The 15926-nt window shown below is 69.2% G+C and carries 14 protein-coding genes; 6 read left to right on the top strand and 8 right to left on the bottom strand.

Features of this window, described 5'->3' with window-relative positions; genetic code table 11:
- Positions 1 to 287: 287 nt before the first annotated feature.
- Positions 288 to 1394 carry a nitronate monooxygenase family protein gene (locus tag AB0N89_RS39485; protein ID WP_364216342.1) on the bottom strand — a complete coding sequence of 369 codons (1107 nt, stop codon included), beginning with the start codon at positions 1392 to 1394 and terminating at the stop codon, positions 288 to 290.
- 9 nt (positions 1395 to 1403) lie between these two features.
- On the bottom strand, positions 1404 to 3020 hold the full coding sequence (locus AB0N89_RS39480; protein WP_364216339.1) for an acyl-CoA synthetase: 1617 nt from the start codon (positions 3018 to 3020) through the stop codon (positions 1404 to 1406).
- Positions 3021 to 3078: 58 nt separating this feature from the next.
- Here AB0N89_RS39480 and AB0N89_RS39475 point away from each other — a divergent pair, with 58 nt between their 5' ends.
- A complete protein-coding gene (locus AB0N89_RS39475; RefSeq protein ID WP_364216344.1) occupies positions 3079 to 3867 on the top strand; it encodes a crotonase/enoyl-CoA hydratase family protein in 789 nt (262 codons plus the stop codon).
- Between the two features lie 63 nt (positions 3868 to 3930).
- Here the strand turns inward: AB0N89_RS39475 and AB0N89_RS39470 are convergent, their stop codons facing one another.
- On the bottom strand, positions 3931 to 5490 hold the full coding sequence (locus AB0N89_RS39470; RefSeq protein ID WP_364216336.1) for an acyl-CoA synthetase: 1560 nt from the start codon (positions 5488 to 5490) through the stop codon (positions 3931 to 3933).
- A 98-nt stretch (positions 5491 to 5588) separates the two neighbouring features.
- Here AB0N89_RS39470 and AB0N89_RS39465 point away from each other — a divergent pair, with 98 nt between their 5' ends.
- The 3 genes from AB0N89_RS39465 to AB0N89_RS39455 are packed head-to-tail and all read left to right on the top strand — an operon-like array spanning position 5589 to position 8792.
- Complete coding sequence (locus tag AB0N89_RS39465) at positions 5589 to 6572, top strand: OB-fold domain-containing protein (RefSeq protein ID WP_364216333.1); 984 nt, start codon at positions 5589 to 5591, stop codon at positions 6570 to 6572.
- Positions 6573 to 6579: 7 nt separating this feature from the next.
- Positions 6580 to 7635: a thiolase domain-containing protein gene (locus tag AB0N89_RS39460; RefSeq protein WP_364216330.1), complete on the top strand. Its 1056-nt coding sequence runs from the start codon at positions 6580 to 6582 to the stop codon at positions 7633 to 7635.
- Entirely contained in the window at positions 7632 to 8792 is a 1161-nt protein-coding gene (locus AB0N89_RS39455; RefSeq protein WP_364216327.1) for a thiolase domain-containing protein, read from the top strand. The genes AB0N89_RS39460 and AB0N89_RS39455 overlap by 4 nt, the downstream gene beginning before the upstream one ends.
- Here the strand turns inward: AB0N89_RS39455 and AB0N89_RS39450 are convergent.
- From AB0N89_RS39450 to AB0N89_RS39440, 3 genes are read right to left on the bottom strand one after another with little or no spacing between them, the layout of a single operon-like run.
- A complete protein-coding gene (locus tag AB0N89_RS39450; RefSeq protein WP_364216324.1) occupies positions 8789 to 9811 on the bottom strand; it encodes a YhjD/YihY/BrkB family envelope integrity protein in 1023 nt (340 codons plus the stop codon). The two genes, AB0N89_RS39455 and AB0N89_RS39450, sit on opposite strands and share 4 nt — an antisense overlap.
- 48 nt (positions 9812 to 9859) lie before the next feature.
- The gene (locus tag AB0N89_RS39445) at positions 9860 to 10648 is read right to left on the bottom strand and encodes a transglutaminase family protein (RefSeq protein WP_364216321.1); all 789 of its coding nucleotides are present in this window, start codon (positions 10646 to 10648) and stop codon (positions 9860 to 9862) included.
- Between the two features lie 45 nt (positions 10649 to 10693).
- The gene (locus tag AB0N89_RS39440) at positions 10694 to 11920 is read right to left on the bottom strand and encodes a cytochrome P450 (RefSeq protein ID WP_364216318.1); all 1227 of its coding nucleotides are present in this window, start codon (positions 11918 to 11920) and stop codon (positions 10694 to 10696) included.
- 242 nt (positions 11921 to 12162) lie between these two features.
- Between AB0N89_RS39440 and AB0N89_RS39435 the strand changes: the two genes are divergently transcribed.
- Complete coding sequence (locus tag AB0N89_RS39435) at positions 12163 to 13326, top strand: steroid 3-ketoacyl-CoA thiolase (protein ID WP_364216315.1); 1164 nt, start codon at positions 12163 to 12165, stop codon at positions 13324 to 13326.
- Positions 13327 to 13407: 81 nt separating this feature from the next.
- On the opposite strand, the gene AB0N89_RS39430 is transcribed toward AB0N89_RS39435, so the two are convergent.
- Both AB0N89_RS39430 and AB0N89_RS39425 read right to left on the bottom strand, forming a co-directional pair.
- On the bottom strand, positions 13408 to 13899 hold the full coding sequence (locus AB0N89_RS39430; RefSeq protein ID WP_364216312.1) for a pyridoxamine 5'-phosphate oxidase family protein: 492 nt from the start codon (positions 13897 to 13899) through the stop codon (positions 13408 to 13410).
- Positions 13900 to 13948: 49 nt separating this feature from the next.
- Complete coding sequence (locus tag AB0N89_RS39425) at positions 13949 to 14794, bottom strand: hypothetical protein (protein WP_364216309.1); 846 nt, start codon at positions 14792 to 14794, stop codon at positions 13949 to 13951.
- A 66-nt stretch (positions 14795 to 14860) separates the two neighbouring features.
- Here AB0N89_RS39425 and AB0N89_RS39420 point away from each other — a divergent pair, with 66 nt between their 5' ends.
- The gene (locus AB0N89_RS39420) at positions 14861 to 15733 is read left to right on the top strand and encodes a GNAT family N-acetyltransferase (RefSeq protein ID WP_364216306.1); all 873 of its coding nucleotides are present in this window, start codon (positions 14861 to 14863) and stop codon (positions 15731 to 15733) included.
- The last annotated feature ends 193 nt before the right edge of the window (positions 15734 to 15926 follow it).

Genomic DNA, 15926 nt, shown 5'->3' with positions numbered 1-15926 from the left:
GGCGGGCCCTTTCTTCTTTCGCCGCCCCCCGGGCGGGCGGGGGGGGCCTCGGGGTGGCGCCAACCCCACTTCGCCTGCGTCTGATGTCTCGAAAGTGGCTTTCGCGACACCCGAAGCGGCGGTGAGGCGTCGGGCGGGGCAGCCCTGCCGCGGGTAGGCACAGGCGTGTTGCGAAAGTGGCTTTCACAACCTCTTCCCCGGGGACCGCGAGCCGGCGGAGTCGACGCGAAGGGGACTTTCCCCGCATCGCACGCGGGCAAAGTCCCCTTCAGCTCACCTGACAGGCGTCAGCGGGTCTTGTCCAAACGCGACAGTGCCTCTTCATACCCCGAGACGAGTTCCGCGATCACGTCGGCGACCGGGCGCACCCGGTCCATCCGCCCGACGATCTGCCCGACCGGCATCGAGACGACACTCGGGTCCGCGGCGTGATGAATCCTGTTGTGCGCGTGGGAAACCAGCAGGTTCTGCAACGGCATCGGCAGCGGTTCGGGCGCGTCGGGCGCGGCCCAGGCCTCGGTCCACCGCGTCTTGAGCAGCCGCGCCGGTTTGCCGGTGTAGATCCTCGTCCGGACGGTGTCGGACGAACCCGCCGCGACCAGCGCGCGCTGCATCGCCTCGGAATCCCCCATGGTCTGGAGGTATTCCTCGGTGGCGAGCCAGAAGGAGCCCATCCACACCCCGGAGGCGCCCAGCGCGAGCGCCGCCGCGACCTGCCTGCCGGAGCCGATCCCGCCGGCGGCGAGCACCGGCACGCGGTCGCCGACGGCGTCGGCCACTTCGGGCAGCAGGACCATCGACGCGATCTCGCCGGTGTGCCCGCCCGCCTCATAGCCTTGTGCCACAACGATGTCGACGCCGTTGTCGACGTGCCGGACGGCGTGCTCGGCCTTGCCCGCCAGCGCCGCGACCGGCACGCCCTTCGCGTGACACTGCTCGATGACGTCGACCGGCGGTGAGCCCAGGGCGTTGGCGATCAACTTGATGGGGTGTTTCAGCGCGACCTCGACATGGGCCCGGGCGACCGAATGCAGCCAGCCCAGCACTCCCGCGCGTTCGTCGGTGTCGTCCGGCAACGGCGGCACCGCGAGATCACGCAGAGTCCGCTCGACGAAGTCGCGATGCTCCTGCGGGATGTGCTTCGCGAGATCGATCGACGTCCCTTCGGCCGGGATCTTCGCGGGCATCACGATGTCGACGCCGTACGGTTTGCCGCCGGTGTTCTCGTCCATCCAGGACAGGACGGAGTCGAGTTCGGCGGCGTCGTTGAACCGCACGCAGCCGAGCACGCCCAGACCGCCCGCCCGGCTGATCGCCGCGGCGACGTGTTCGGACGGGGTGAACCCGACGATCGGCAGGTCGATCCCGAGCCGGTCACACAGAGACGTCCGCATGAAACTCCTTTACGCCGGTTGGATGCTGACGGGCTCGTGCTCGGAGGCGTAGCGCTGTGCCCAGGGATAGTCCGGTTTCCCGCTGGGCGACCGCCCGATCTCTTCGGCGAGCCAGAGACTGCGCGGCACCTTGTACCCGGCGATCTCGTTCCGCACGTGCGCTTCGAGCGCGGCGAAGTCCAGTTCCTTGCCGTTCCTCGGCTGGATCACCGCGGCCACCCGCTGGCCGAGCCGGTCGTCGGGGATGCCGATGACGAGCGCGTCGAAGACGTCCGGATGCGATTTCAGCGCACCTTCGACCTCTTCCGGGTACACCTTCTCGCCGCCGGTGTTCACGCACTGCGATCCCCGGCCGAGCAGGGTCACCGTGAGGTCTTCTTCGTAGCGCGCGTAGTCACCCGGTACGACGTACCGCTTGCTGTCGATCTCGACGAAGATCTTCTCCGTCTTCGCGGGGTCCTTGTAGTACCCGAGAGGGACGTGCCCGCGCCGGGCGATCAGCCCGATCGCGCCCGGTTCCGGATCGACGAGCGCGCCGTCGTCGTCCACCAGGATCGCGTCCTTGCCGAAGTTGACCCGCGGCCCGGCCGAATGATCGCTGTCCTTGCTGACCATGCCGATGCCGGTGAACCCGCTTTCGGACGAGCCGATCGCGTCGGTGATCACCACGTTCGGGAGCAACGCCAGGAATTCCTGCTTCACCGACTGGGAGAACAGGGCGGCGTGGCTCGACACCGCGACGATCGACGACGCGTCGTAGTCGCCCTCGCGGTAGGCGTCGATCAGCGGCCGCGCCATCGCGTCGCCGACGATGGTGAGCACCTGGACCTTGTTGTCCTGCACGGCTTTCCAGACCTCGTGCGCGTCGAACCGCGGGACGAACACGACCGGGCTGCCGGTGAACAGCGCGCCGAACGCGGCCCACTGCGCGGCGCCGTGGATCAGCGGTGCGGCAGGCAGCCGGACCAGGCTGCCCGACTTGCCCTGTTCGGCGAGCGCCCATTCGTCCGGGACGTACTCGCCGGTGACGAAGTTGATCCCGCCGCCGAGCGCGCGCCAGATGTCCTCGTGGCGCCACAGGACGCCCTTGGGATAGCCGGTGGTACCGCCGGTGTAGAGGATGTAGATGTCGTCGGCGCTGCGCTCGGGGAAGTCGCGCTCGGGCGATCCTTCGGCGAGCGCGGCTTCGTAGTCCACGCCGCCGTAGGACGAGTAGTCGCCGTCGCTTCCGTCGTCGACGACGACAACGTGTTTCAGTTTCGGCGCCTCCGGCAGGACGGCGGCCACCTTGTCCGAATACTCGCGCTCGTGGACCAGCGCCACGAGGTCGGCGTTGTCGAACAGGTACCGCAGTTCCCCGTGGACGTACCGGTAGTTGACGTTGACCGCGATCGCGCGCAGCTTGTACGCCGCGATCATCGATTCCAGGGCCTCGATCGAGTTCCGGGAATAGACACCGATGTGGGATCCGGGTCCCACGCCGTGTGCGGCGAGGTGATGCGCCAGCCGGTTGGCGCGCTCTTCCAGTTCGGCGAAGGTGACCCGCCGATCGCCGCAGACGACCGCGATGCGCTCCGGCACGGCGTCGACGGCGTGCTCGAGTAGATCCGCGATGTTGAGTGCCACTTCCCCAAAGTAGAACATGTTATCGTTCTGGGCAATGGCCGCTCTTTCGGAGGTTTCAGTGGGCGAACCGCACGCGCTGGTGGACAAGATCGACCACACCCTCGTGGTCACGATGAACCGGCCCGAGGCCCGCAACGCGCTCAGCGGGGAGATGCTCGGGATCATGGTCGAGGCCTGGAACCGGGTCGACGAGGACGACGACGTCCGGTGCTGCGTGCTCACCGGCGCGGGCGGCGCGTTCTGCGCGGGCGCGGACCTCAAATCGATGTCGAAGAACTCGCCGTCCGACTCGTTCGAGAAGGGCACGTTCGATCCCAGCAAGATCGAAGGATTGCTGAAGGGGCGACGGCTGACGAAGCCGTTGATCGCGGCCGTCGAAGGCCCGGCGATCGCGGGCGGCACGGAGATCCTGCAAGGCACCGACATCCGCGTCGCGGGCGAGAGCGCGAAGTTCGGGGTGTCCGAGGCGCGATGGAGCCTGTTCCCGATGGGCGGTTCGGCCGTGCGGCTCCCCCGCCAGATCCCGTACACCGTCGCCGCCGACCTGCTGCTGACCGGACGGCACATCAGGGCGAGGGAGGCGCTGGAGATCGGCCTGATCGGCCACGTCGTCCCGGACGGCAAGGCCCTGGACAAGGCCTTGGAGCTCGCGGGCCTGATTTCGGCGAACGGACCGCTGGCGGTCCGCGCGATCCTCAAGACGATGCGCGACACCGAGGGCATGCACGAGGAAGAGGCCTTCAAGCTCGACGCCCAGTACGGCATCGAGGTCTTCGCGAGCGAAGACGCGAAGGAAGGCCCGCGCGCCTTCGCCGAGAAGCGCAAGCCGGTCTTCCGGGGCCGCTGACGTCATGAGGGGTCCCCTTGAGACGAATTTCGTCTTAAGGGGACCCCTCATGACACGGCCGGGTCAGGGGACGCGGTGGCCTTCCCAGTACGGGTCCCGGAGCTTGCGCTTGTAGAGCTTCCCGTTCGGGTCACGCGGAAGCTCGGGCAGATAGTCGACGGAACGCGGGAGCTTGAACTTCGCCAGCCGGGCGGCGGCGTACTCCAGGATCTCCGCGGTCAGCTCGTCGGACGGCTCGACCCCGTCCGCGGGCTGGACGACGGCCTTGATCGCCTCGCCCCAGTCCTCGTGCGGGACGCCGAACACCGCGATGTCGGCGATCTTCGGGTGCATCACCAGCTCGCCCTCGATCTCGGCCGGGTAGACGTTGACCCCGCCCGAGATGATCAGGTCCGCCTTGCGGTCGTGCAGGAAGAGGTAGCCGTCCTCGTCCAGATGCCCGACGTCGCCGAGTGTGAACAGGTCACCGACCCGCGCCTTGTCCGTCTTGGCCCGGTCCTTGTGGTACTCGAACTTCGAGTCGCCCATCTTCATGTACACCGTGCCGGTCTCGCCGGCGGGCAGTTCCGCGCCCTCGTCGTCGAGGATCTTGATCGTCGAACCCGGCCACGGCAGCCCCACCGAACCCGGTTTCTTCAGCCAGTCCTCCCCCGAGATCGCCGTGCCGCCGCCTTCGGTGGCCGCGTAGTACTCGGTGACGACCGGGCCCCACCAGTCGAGCATCCGGCGTTTGACCTCCAAGGGGCACGGCGCGGCGCCGTGGATCATCACGCGCAGCGAACTCAGGTCGTAGGCCGCCCGGACGTCGTCCGGCAGCCCGAGCAGGCGCCGGAACTGCGTCGGGACCATATGACTGTGCGTGACACGGTGCCGGTCGATCAGCCGCAGCATGTCCTCGGCGTCCCAGCGGTCCATCAGCACCGCGGTATGCCCCAGCTGCAGGGAGATCGCGACGAAGTTGAGCACCGCCGTGTGATAGAGCGGCGAACCGCACAGGTGCACGTGATCGTCGTGCGGCGCCAGCCCGAAGACGCCGAAGAACCACGTGGACGCGGCCGGGACGGCGTCGGGGTCGGCGCCGGTCAGCGGACGGCGGACGCCCTTGGGCCGCCCCGTGGTCCCCGACGTGTAGAGCATCGGCGAGCCCGCCGTGCGCCCCTCGGGACGGCCGTCGCCCTCACCGGACCCGAGTTCCTCGATCCGGCGGAAGCCCTCGACGTCGCCGACGGCGAACCGCGCGCGCTCGGGGACCCCGGCCTCGTCCGCGGCGGCGATCGCGACGTCGGCGAACCGTTCGTGCGCGAGGAAGGCCTTGGCTCCGCTGTCGGACAGGATGTAGGCGACCTCCGGCCCGACCAGGTGCCAGTTGACCACGACGATGTACAGACCGGTCTGGAGGGCGGCGAAGTAGGCCGCCACGAGTTCGTCACCGTTGGGCTGCAGGACGACGACGACGTCCCCGGCCTCCAGCCCGAGGGCCCGCAGGCCCCGGGCGTACGCGTTCGCTTTCGCGGCGAGGTCCCCGTAGCCGATCGAGCGGCCGTCCGGATCGACGAGCGCGACCCGCTCCGGCTCCTGCGCGGCGATATTCCAGACCCCAAGTGTCCCGGTGACAGTCGACATACCCGCGAATCTAGAACGCGTTCCACTCAAGAGCAACCGCCAGCACGGCCCAGATGTCGCGCCTTGCCGGAAAATCGAGAACGTGTTTCACTCAAGCGGTGAGCGCACCTGAACTCCCGCTGTCGGCCCCGCTCAACGTGGGCTTCGACTACACGCGTTCGGTCGGCCCGGTACTCGGCCGGTTCGTCAACGCCCTGCGCGAACGCCGTGTCGAAGGCGTCCGGGGCAGCGACGGCCGCGTCCACGTGCCTCCGCTGGAATACGATCCCCTGACGGCCGAAGCGCTGTCCGAGTTCGTCCCGGTGGCCTCCGAAGGCGAGATCGTCTCCTGGTCCTGGATCGCCGAACCGCTCGACGGACAGCCGTTGTCGCGGCCGTTCGCGTGGGCGCTGGTCAAACTCGACGGCGCCGACACCTCGATCCTGCACGTCGTCGACGCCGGCGATCCCTCGAAGGTCCACACCGGACAGCGCGTGCGGATCCGCTGGGCGGAGGAGACCGTCGGCCACATCAGGGACATCGCCTACTTCGTCCCCGCCGACGGTCCCGACACCGAGCCCACGGAGCCTCCTCCCCCGATCGCGAAACGCGAGGACGACGCGCCGGTCAGCGTCGTGATCACGCCGATCCACCTGCGCTACGAGCATTCCGCGTCCCCGGAGGAGAGCCGGTACCTGCGCGGGCTCGCCGAAGGGAAGCTGATCGGCCAGCGCTGCCCGTCGTGCGAGAAGGTCTACATCCCGCCGCGCGGTGCCTGCCCGACCGACGGCGTGCCGACCACCGACGAGGTCGAACTGCCCGACACCGGCATCGTCACGACGTTCTGCATCGTGAACGTGCCCTTCCTCGGCCAGAAGATCAAACCGCCTTACGTGGCCGCGTACATCCTGCTTGACGGCGCGGACATCGCGTTCCTGCACCTCGTCCTCGGCTGCGACGCGGCCGACGTCCGGATGGGCATGCGCGTCCGCGCCGCCTGGAAACCGCGGGACGAGTGGTGGACGTCGCTGGAGAACATCGGCCACTTCGAACCGACCGGCGAGCCCGACGCGCCGTACGAATCCTTCGCCCACCATCTGTGAGGACACCGTGCCAGATGTAGCTGTCGTGGGCTTCGCGCAGGCCCCCAACGTCCGCAGCACCCCGGGCACCACCAACGGCGTGGAAATGCTGGTGCCGATCTTCGCCGAGGTCTTCGAGCGAACCGGTCTGTCCAAAGAGGACATCGGATTCTGGTGCTCGGGCTCCTCGGACTACCTCGCCGGCCGCGCGTTCTCGTTCATCGCCGCGGTCGACGCCATCGGCGCCTTCCCGCCGATCCACGAGTCGCACGTCGAGATGGACGCCGCCTGGGCGCTCTACGAGGCGTGGCTCAAGATCCGGATGGGCGAGGTCGACACCGCGCTCGTCTACGGCTTCGGCAAGTCTTCCGCCGGTCAGCTGCGGCGGGTACTCGCCTTGCAGATGGACCCCTACGTCGTCGCGCCGCTGTGGCCGGATTCGGTGAGCGTCGCCGGCATCCAGGCGAGGCTCGGGCTCGAAGCGGAACTGTGGTCGGAAAAAGATCTCGCCGAGGTCGCCGCGCGCAGCCGCGCCGACGCCGCCGGGAATCCCGCCGCCCAGGTCACCGGAACGGTCGAGGTCGCCGAGCTCCTGGACGCCCCGTACTTCGCGGATCCCTTGCGGGCTCACGACATCGCCCCGGTCACCGACGGCGCCGCCGTCCTCGTGCTCGCCTCGGCTGAGCGGGCGGCGGACCTCGCCGACAGCCCGGCCGTGATCACCGGCATCGAGCACCGGGTCGACTCCCCCGCGCTCGGCGTGCGGGACCTCACCATCTCACCGTCCACGGTGGCCGCCGGACGCGCGCTGGACCTCGACGGCGTCGAACTCGCCGAACTGCACGCGCCATTCACCCACCAGGAACTGATCCTGCGTGACGCGCTGGGCCTCGGCGAACAGGTCCGGATCAACCCCTCGGGCGGGGTCCTGACCGGCAATCCGATGTTCTCGGCGGGGCTGGCGCGGATCGGCGAGGCGGCGAACCGCATCCTCGACGGCACCGCGCGCAAGACCCTCGCCCACGCGACCAGCGGCCCCGTCCTCCAGCAGAACCTGGTCGCGACCTTGGAGGTCCTCTCGTGAAGCACCTCGCGGCCGTCCTGGGAACGGGTCAGACCCACCACAAGGCCAAGCGCACCGACGTGTCCATGCCCGGACTGCTCCGGGAGGCGATCGACCGGGCGATGCTCGACGCGCGGACCGGCTGGGACGACATCGACGCGGTCGTCCTCGGCAAGGCGCCGGACCTGTTCGAGGGCGTGATGATGCCCGAACTGTTCCTCGCCGACTCACTCGGCGCGAACGGGAAACCGTTGCTGCGCGTGCACACCGCGGGTTCGGTCGGCGGGTCGACCGCGCTCGTGGCGGCGTCGCTGGTGCAGGCGGGCGTGCACAAACGGGTCCTGACGGTCGCCTTCGAGAAGCAGTCCGAGTCGAACGCCATGTGGGGCCTGTCGATCCTGCCGCCGTTCCAGATGCCGGTGGGCGCCGGCGCGGGCGGCTACTTCGCGCCGCACGTGCGCTCCTACATCCGGCGGTCCGGCGCGCCCGACCACGTCGGCGCGATCGTCGCGGCCAAGGACCGGCGCAACGGCGCCCTGAACCCTTTCGCGCACTTGCGGCAGTCCGACATCACGGTGGAATCGGTGCAGGCGTCGCAGATGCTGTGGGACCCGATCCGCTACGACGAGACCTGCCCGTCCTCGGACGGCGCGTGCGCGATGGTGATCGGGAACGAAGCGGCGGGCGACGCCGTTCCCGGTGGCGCGGCGTGGATCCACGCGACCGCGATGCGGACCGAACCGACGACGTTCGCCGGACGCGACCAGGTCAACCCGCAGGCGGGACGCGACGCGGCCGCGGCCTTGTGGCGTGACGCGGGAATCACCGATCCACTGTCCGAAGTGGACGCCGCCGAGATCTACGTGCCGTTCTCGTGGTTCGAGCCGATGTGGCTGGAGAACCTCGGGTTCACCGACGAGGGCCAGGGCTGGAAACTCACCGAGACGGGCGAGACCGCGATCGGCGGACGGCTGCCGATCAACCCGTCGGGTGGCGTGCTGTCGTCGAACCCGATCGGCGCGTCCGGGATGCTGCGGTTCTCCGAAGCGGCCAAACAGGTGATGGGCCGCGCCGGGGACTACCAGGTCGACGGAGCCCGGATCGCGCTCGGGCACGCGTATGGCGGCGGTTCGCAGTTCTTCTCGATGTGGGTGGTGGGCTCGGCGAAACCGAGCTAATTCCGGCGGCGGGGCCGGAGACGTTGCGCGGCCAGGGTCGCGACCACTCCGGTCACCGCGCCGACCAGCGCGGGCTTGAGGCCGTGCCGGTCGGGCCGCTCCACCACGGGCCGGACCACCACGGGAGGCGGCGGCTTGACCGGGTCCGGCGGGGCGTCGCGCGCGGTCGCCGTCCAGGCCGTGACGAACACCAGCATCCGCGCCACCAGCGAGATGAAGAAGATCAGGCCGATGATGGAACCGAACGCGACCCCGGTCGGCGAGTTCCCGATCAAGCGCAGATAGATCCCCCCGGCCTGCTTCAGCAGTTCGAAACCCACGGCGAGCGCGACCGCGCCGCGCATCGCGCTGCGGACCCCGACCGGTTTCCGCGGCAGCCGGGTGAGCACCCAGAGGAACACGAGCCAGTTGGCCAGCAGTGCCAGCGGAATCGAGATCGCCGACAGCACGTTGTGCCCCCAGGCGGTGTCGTCCACCCCGGCCAGGCCCAGCAGGTACCGGCCGAGGGCGGACCCGGAAATGGTGATGGCGAAGGAGACCAGCAGCGCGCTCGCGAGACCGAGCAGCGCGAGCAGGTCCGCGGCGATCGTGCGCAGCAGCGGGAGATCCGACCGGTTCTGGCCCCACAGCGCGGTGAGCGCGTCCCGCAGCGAGTTCATCCAGTTCCAGCCGGAGTACAGGCCGATGATCAGACCGATGAGGCCGACGCTGGTGCGCTGCTCCACGAATCCGGTGAGCAGTTCACCCGCCTTGTCGCCGAGGCCGCCGGGCAGGGTGCCGGTGATCGCGTTCAGCATCGACTCGATCAGCTGCGGCTGGCTCGCCAGCACGAAGCCGGCCACCGACACCGCGACCATGAGGATGGGCACCAGTGAGAACAGGCTGAAGTAGGTGATCGACGCGACGTAATGGTACCCGCCGTACTCGATGTAGCGGTTGACCGCCCGCGCCACGTGGTCCAGCCAGCGGTAGCGCGCACGCAGCCGCTTCCATTTCGTCGGTGCTTGCTTCTCCCTCACACGCCAATGTCTACCTCAGGCAGGTCACGGCTCGTGGGCAACACGCGATCAGGCGAGCGCGATCAGTTCCGAGCCGTCGTCCTCCGGCAGCGACGGGCCCGCGGTCGCCAGCACGGTGTTGCCGAGAAAGTCCAGTTCACAGCCGAGGGTGGAGAGGAACGCGGTGTCGGCGGCGTCCCGCCCGGTCGCGATCCGGCTCAGGCTCTGCCTCGGCGCGAGGCCGGTCGCGTCGAACACGTACCAGCGGCCGTCGATCGCGGCTTCGAAGACGGCGTGGAAGTCCATTGGGGACAGTCCGGGGGCGTAGACCGCGGCGAACCGGGCGGGGATGTCGATCACGCGGCACAGCGAGATGCAGACGTGCGCGTAGTCGCGGCAAACCCCTTCACCCGCGAGGTAGGTGTCCACGGCGTCGTCGGTCGGCGAACCGGAACCGACCACATAGGACAGGTGCTCGCCCACGTGCCGGACGATCGCCTCGACCTGGGTGCGCGCGTCGGGCAGGCCGCCGAAGCGCGACAGCGCGAGCCCGCCCATCCGGTCCGAGGGGCAGTACCGGCTGGGCCGCGTGTAGCGGATGACGTCTTCCAGGCCGACGCGCTCGGCTTCGACCGGGCCGAGCGCCCTTTCGGCCCGGTACCGCACGACGTGCTCGCCCTCCGGGAGATCGATCACCTGCGCGCGGGTCCCGTGTTCGAACGCCACCTGGCGCGGTGGCGCGGGATAGGCGAACTCCTCCTGGGCGGCCCCACCGGCGAACGCGACCACGAACGCGGCGGGGCCGGGTTTCGTGACCCGGAAGGACATTTCGACGTCGACCTGTACGTGGGGACCCATGGCCCCATGGTGCCCCACGGGCTCGCGCGGGGCCGATCAGGCCGGTCAGGCGTAGCGGACCTGGTAGTGCTTGATCCCGTTGAGCCAGCTCGACCGGAGCCGGTCGGGCGGGGCGACCTCGGCGATGTTCGGCATGACGTCGGCGATGGCGTTGAAGATCAGGTCGATCTCCAGCCGCGCGAGGTTGGCGCCGATGCAGTAGTGCGAACCCGTGCCGCCGAAGCCGACGTGCGGGTTGTCCTCGCGGAGGATGTCGAACTTCTCCGGCTCGTCGAAGTGATCCGGGTCGAAGTTCGCGGAGCTGTAGAACATGCCGACCCGGTCGCCCTTGCGGATCCGCTGCCCGCCGAGTTCGGTGTCCCGGGTCGCGGTGCGCTGGAAGGCGACCACCGGGGTGGCCCAGCGGACGATCTCGTCCGGCGCCGTCTTCGGGCGCTCCTTCTTGTACAGCTCCCACTGATCGGGGTGATCGAGGAACGCCTTCATGCCGTGGGTGATCGCGTTGCGCGTCGTCTCGTTGCCCGCGACGGCGAGCAGGATGACGAAGAACCCGAACTCGTCGGACGCCAGCGATTCGCCGTCGACGTCGGCCTGGACCAGCTTCGTGACGATGTCGTCCATCGGGCACTTGCGCCGTTCTTCGGCCATGTTCCAGGCGTAGCCGACGATCTCCGCCGACGCGGCGAGCGGCTCGACCTCGTACTCGGGGTCGTCGTAGGACACCATCTGGTTGGACCAGTCGAAGATCTTCAGCCGGTCTTCCTGCGGGATGCCGATCAGTTCGGCGATGGCCTGCAAGGGAAGCTCGCACGCGACATCGACGACGAAATCGCCGGAGCCCTTCTTCTTGGCCTCGCTGACGATCCGCTCCGCGCGGTCGCGCAGGGTGTCTTCGAGCTTCGCGATCGACCTCGGCGTGAAGCCCTTCGACACGATCCGCCGCAGCTTCGTGTGCTGCGGGGCGTCCATGTTGAGCAGGACCAGCCGATTGGCTTCGAGGCTGTCGTCGGTCATGTGCTCGTCGAAGCGGATGATCGCGGTCTTCTCCCGGGAGGAGAACAGCTCGCTGTCCCTCGACACCGCCTTGACGTCCTCGAGCCGGCTGACCACCCAGTAGCCGTCATCGCGGAAGCCCGCGGTGTTGTGCGGCTGCGGGTTCCACCAGACCGGGGCCGTGCGACGGAGTTCCGCGAACTCCGCCAGAGGCAGTCTGGTGGCGTAAAGGTCCGGATCGGTGAAATCGAAACCGGCGGGGATCAGGGGAGCGGCCACGGGCTACCTCCTACGCGGTTCGCCAATGAAACACGTTCTAGGCCCGATTGAAGCATATGGCGTCCGTCACGTGAAGAGTTTTAGTGAAACCCGTTAACTCAACCACGCTCGATCATGGAATCCCAGCAAGAAGCGGCAACCGCGACCAGTGATCAAAATCGGGCCGACCCTGCGGCGACTTGCTCAAATCAAGAACGTGTTCTACTTTTTCCGTAGTGAACGGTGTTTTCCAGGAGGCGAACGTGGGTAGTCCGGTGATCGTCGAGGCGGTCCGCACCCCTGTCGGCAAGCGCAGGGGCCAGCTGGCGGGTCTGCACGCCGCCGAGATCCTCGGCGCGGCGCAACGCGCCCTGCTCGAACGCGCGGGACTGGCTCCCGAGCTGGTCGAACAGGCGATCGGCGGTGCCGTGACCCAGGCCGGTGAGCAGGCGGGCAACGTCACGCGGACGGCGTGGCTGCACGCCGGGCTCCCCGAGACCACGGGCGCGACCACCATCGACGCCCAATGCGGCTCCGCCCAGCAGGCGACCCATCTGATCGCCGGGCTCATCGCGGCGGGCGCCATCGACGCGGGCATCTCCTGCGGTGTCGAGGCGATGAGCCGCGTCCCGCTGGGCGCGAACCGCGGCGAAGGCATCGGCACGCCGCGACCCGAGTCGTGGTCGATCGACATGCCGAACCAGTACGGCGCGGCCGAGCGGATCGCGGAACGCCGCGGGATCACCCGGCAGGACGTGGACCGGTTCGGGACGGCGTCGCAGGCCAAGGCCGCCGCCGCGTGGGCGGCGGGACACTTCGACCGCGAGGTCGTCGCGGTGAAGGCCCCCGTGCTCGGCGAGGACGGCAAGCCGACCGGCGAGACACGGCTGGTGACCCGCGACCAGGGACTCCGCGAGACGACCGTCGAAGGGCTCGCCAAGCTCAAGCCCGTCCTCGAAGGCGGCGTGCACACGGCAGGGACGTCTTCGCAGATCTCCGACGGCGCCGCCGCGCTCCTGCTGATGGACTCGGACCGGGCCAAGGCGCTGGGTCTCAAGCCCCGGGCGCGGATCGTCTCGCAGGCGTTGGTCGGCGCGGAGCCGTACTACCACCTCGACGGCCCCGTGCAGGCGACCGAGCGGGTCCTGGCCAAGGCGGGGATGACGATCGGCGACCTCGACCTGTTCGAAGTCAACGAGGCCTTCGCTTCAGTTGTGCTGTCGTGGCAGCGGGTGCACCAGCCCGACGAGGACAAGGTCAACGTGAACGGTGGCGCGATCGCGCTCGGGCATCCCGTCGGCAGCACCGGCGCCCGCCTGCTGACCACGGCGTTGCACGAACTGGAACGCCGTGACGCGAGCACCGCCCTGGTGACGATGTGCGCCGGCGGCGCGCTGTCCACCGGCACCGTCATCGAACGGATCTAGCCTCGGACACACGCCCCGAGCGCCACGCTTAAGACCGTGAGCGTCCCGCGCGTGGCGCTCGGGACATCCGCGGAACCCCTCCTAGCCCTGCTCCAAGGCGACCTCGACCACCGGACCGTTGTCCGGCCTCGCGAGCCGTTTGCTCCCCTGGCCCTCCTTCCAGAAGTCGAAATAGATCGTGTTGCCCTCGACCCAGGTCAGCACCGCCTCGGTGAGGTCGAGACGGAACACGTGGGCCTCACCGTCGTCACCCTGCAGACGGGCGACCTCCGCCGGATCCGTGATCTCGACGGCCTTTCCCGACACCTTCGCGTCCGCGCCGCCCTCGTCGATCGCCGAGGCGGCGTGGATCGCGAACCTGCCGTCACGTTGCAGGTCCTTCGCCTTCATCGCGCCGATCATCGAACCGATCAGCAGGTCCTGGTCACGGAAATCGACTTCACTGCCGCTGACCCGGGGCGACCCGTCCCGCCGGATCGTCGCCAGCACATGGGACTTCGTCGCGGTGAACCGCTCCTTGATCTTCTCCGCCATCGCGGGTGCCTCTTCACTGAACCGCTGCCACGTCGCCATGCGGAACAGCGTCCCACCGGGGTCCGACAGTTTCGAGCGGTCAGAGTTGTCAGGGGCGAGGCGCCCCCATCGGATTCGGCAGCGGGATCGCGCCGGCGTCGAAGATCCGGCGGCTCAACGGGACGGCGATCCGCACGACCTCGGCGGCGCCGTCCTCCCCCAGCACGTCGAGCGGACCGCTGGCGAGACGGTCGGTGTCGTCCTCGATCCGTTGGCGCAGAACGATTCCTGCCTCGGTGAGCTTCAGGTCGCCGTCGAGGACGCCCCGCCCGGTCAGCCGCGCGACGCTCTCGTCCCAGTCTTCGTCGGACCAGCCTCGGTTGCGCTGGATGACGTCGCGCGTCACCGCTCCGCTGCCGATGTGGGTCAGCGTGGTGTCGAGTCCGCGCAGCCCCGCGGCGACGGCGGAGAGGACGTGACCGTCCCCGCGATGCTCGCGCAGCACCGTCGCCGCGAGCCAGATCCTCCCGATCGGCGTGGCGGGCCTGGCGACCGAAGACCAGGCGGCGGCGAGTGGCCTGCCCGCGTGGTCACAGCCGGAGACGGCCCGTTCGAGCAGGTCGGCGAGTTCACCGAAAGGCGCGTCAGAAGGCAGGATCCGCTTCAGGGTCGCCTCGACGGCGTCCATCCGGCTCTGGAGTACGACGGCGGGCTCGGCGTACTTCCAGGCGTCCGGCAGGGATCGCGCGACCATGCGCGGGGCGAATCCGAAGAGCATCGCGGTCGCGGGTGGTTCCGGCAGCGGCCCGAGCGGCGCGACCCGGCCGGCGAAGTAGCCCATCCACCAGCTCGGCAGGCCGACGGTTTTGGCCGCGGCCGCCGTTTCCGGCGCGAAGTAGACGACGGCGTGCAGCGGCTCGACCGCTTCCCAGAGACGGCGCTGAAGTGACTTCACCCGCCCATCTTGGCCTCGCGAGAAAACCGGATGCGACCCGTGGCCGGGTGGTGTGTGATCACGGGCATGGCGATCACTGTGGAGAAGCCGGGCATCGACGGCCTTGAAGAGGCCGTGGCCGAGCTGCGGGAGTGGCAGTCCGATGGGGTGGCCTGGCAACTGCATCCCGGTGACCTCGGCTGGTTCTGGCGCAAGGGACCGGAGGAGACGGCCGCGGCGGTCCGGATCTGGCGCCGGGACGGCCGGATCCTCGCCGTCGGGTTCCTGGACGGAGCCGACCTCCTGCGGTTCACGACCGCGCCGGACGTCCGCCGCGACGAGGAACTGGCTCGGCGAGTGGCCGAAGACGTGGCCATGCCGGAGCGCGGTGTCCTGCCAGAGGGGAACGTCTTCGTCGAGGCACCGATGGACGCGCTGCTCCAGGACGTCCTGCCCGGGCACGGCTGGCACGTCGACGAGGAAGAGCCGTGGACGCCACTGAGCCTCGACCTCACCGAGCCGGTGAAGGTGCCGGACCTGCGGATCGAGACGGTCGGAGCGGAGCTGGCGGCCGCGTGGGCCGAAGTCGTCGGGACGGCGTTCACCGGCTCGACGTTCACCGCCGAGAAGTGGCGGACGATGGCGGCCGGGCCGGCGTTCGCCGATGCCCGGTGCCTGCTCGGCTATGACGACCGGGGTGCCGCCGTCGCGGCGGTGGCCGTCTGGTCGGCCGGTCCCGGCAAGCCCGGGTTGCTCGAACCGATGGGCGTGCACCGGGACCAGCGCGGCCACGGCTACGGCCGGGCGATCACCGTCGCCGCGGCGGCCGCGCTCCGGGAGCTCGGCTCGTCGAGCGCGACCGTGAACACGCCCAGCTCCAACGTCGCCGCCGTGACGACCTACAAGTCGGGCGAGTTCCGGCCGTGGGCCGAGACCCGGGACCTGACGCGGGATGCCTGAGCCCCGGGTCGGGTGGTCGTGAGTGGCAATTCGGGCTAGTGGGGGTAAGGCAAAGGTGGCGTGGTGCTTCGCTCGCCTACCTGCCGATCTCGGGTGTCGCGAAAGCCACTTTCGGGACATCAGACGTCCCGAAAGTCGCACCAGTCCAACCGAACACGACCCGGCCGAAAGCGTGCCCAGCACCGTTTCGAGG

Origin of the sequence: Amycolatopsis sp. NPDC089917 (genome assembly GCF_040684635.1) — a bacterium.
GTDB lineage: Bacteria > Actinomycetota > Actinomycetes > Mycobacteriales > Pseudonocardiaceae > Amycolatopsis.
This window is presented reverse-complemented; position numbering and strand designations above follow the sequence as displayed.

Coding starts and splice junctions, on each gene's coding strand:
- AB0N89_RS39420 (WP_364216306.1), top strand. CDS start 14,861: ATGGCGATCACTGTGGAGAAGCCGGGCATCGACGGCCTTGAAGAGGCC.
- AB0N89_RS39485 (WP_364216342.1), bottom strand. CDS start 1,394: ATGCGGACGTCTCTGTGTGACCGGCTCGGGATCGACCTGCCGATCGTC.
- AB0N89_RS39470 (WP_364216336.1), bottom strand. CDS start 5,490: ATGTCGACTGTCACCGGGACACTTGGGGTCTGGAATATCGCCGCGCAG.
- AB0N89_RS39445 (WP_364216321.1), bottom strand. CDS start 10,648: ATGGGTCCCCACGTACAGGTCGACGTCGAAATGTCCTTCCGGGTCACG.
- AB0N89_RS39430 (WP_364216312.1), bottom strand. CDS start 13,899: ATGGCGACGTGGCAGCGGTTCAGTGAAGAGGCACCCGCGATGGCGGAG.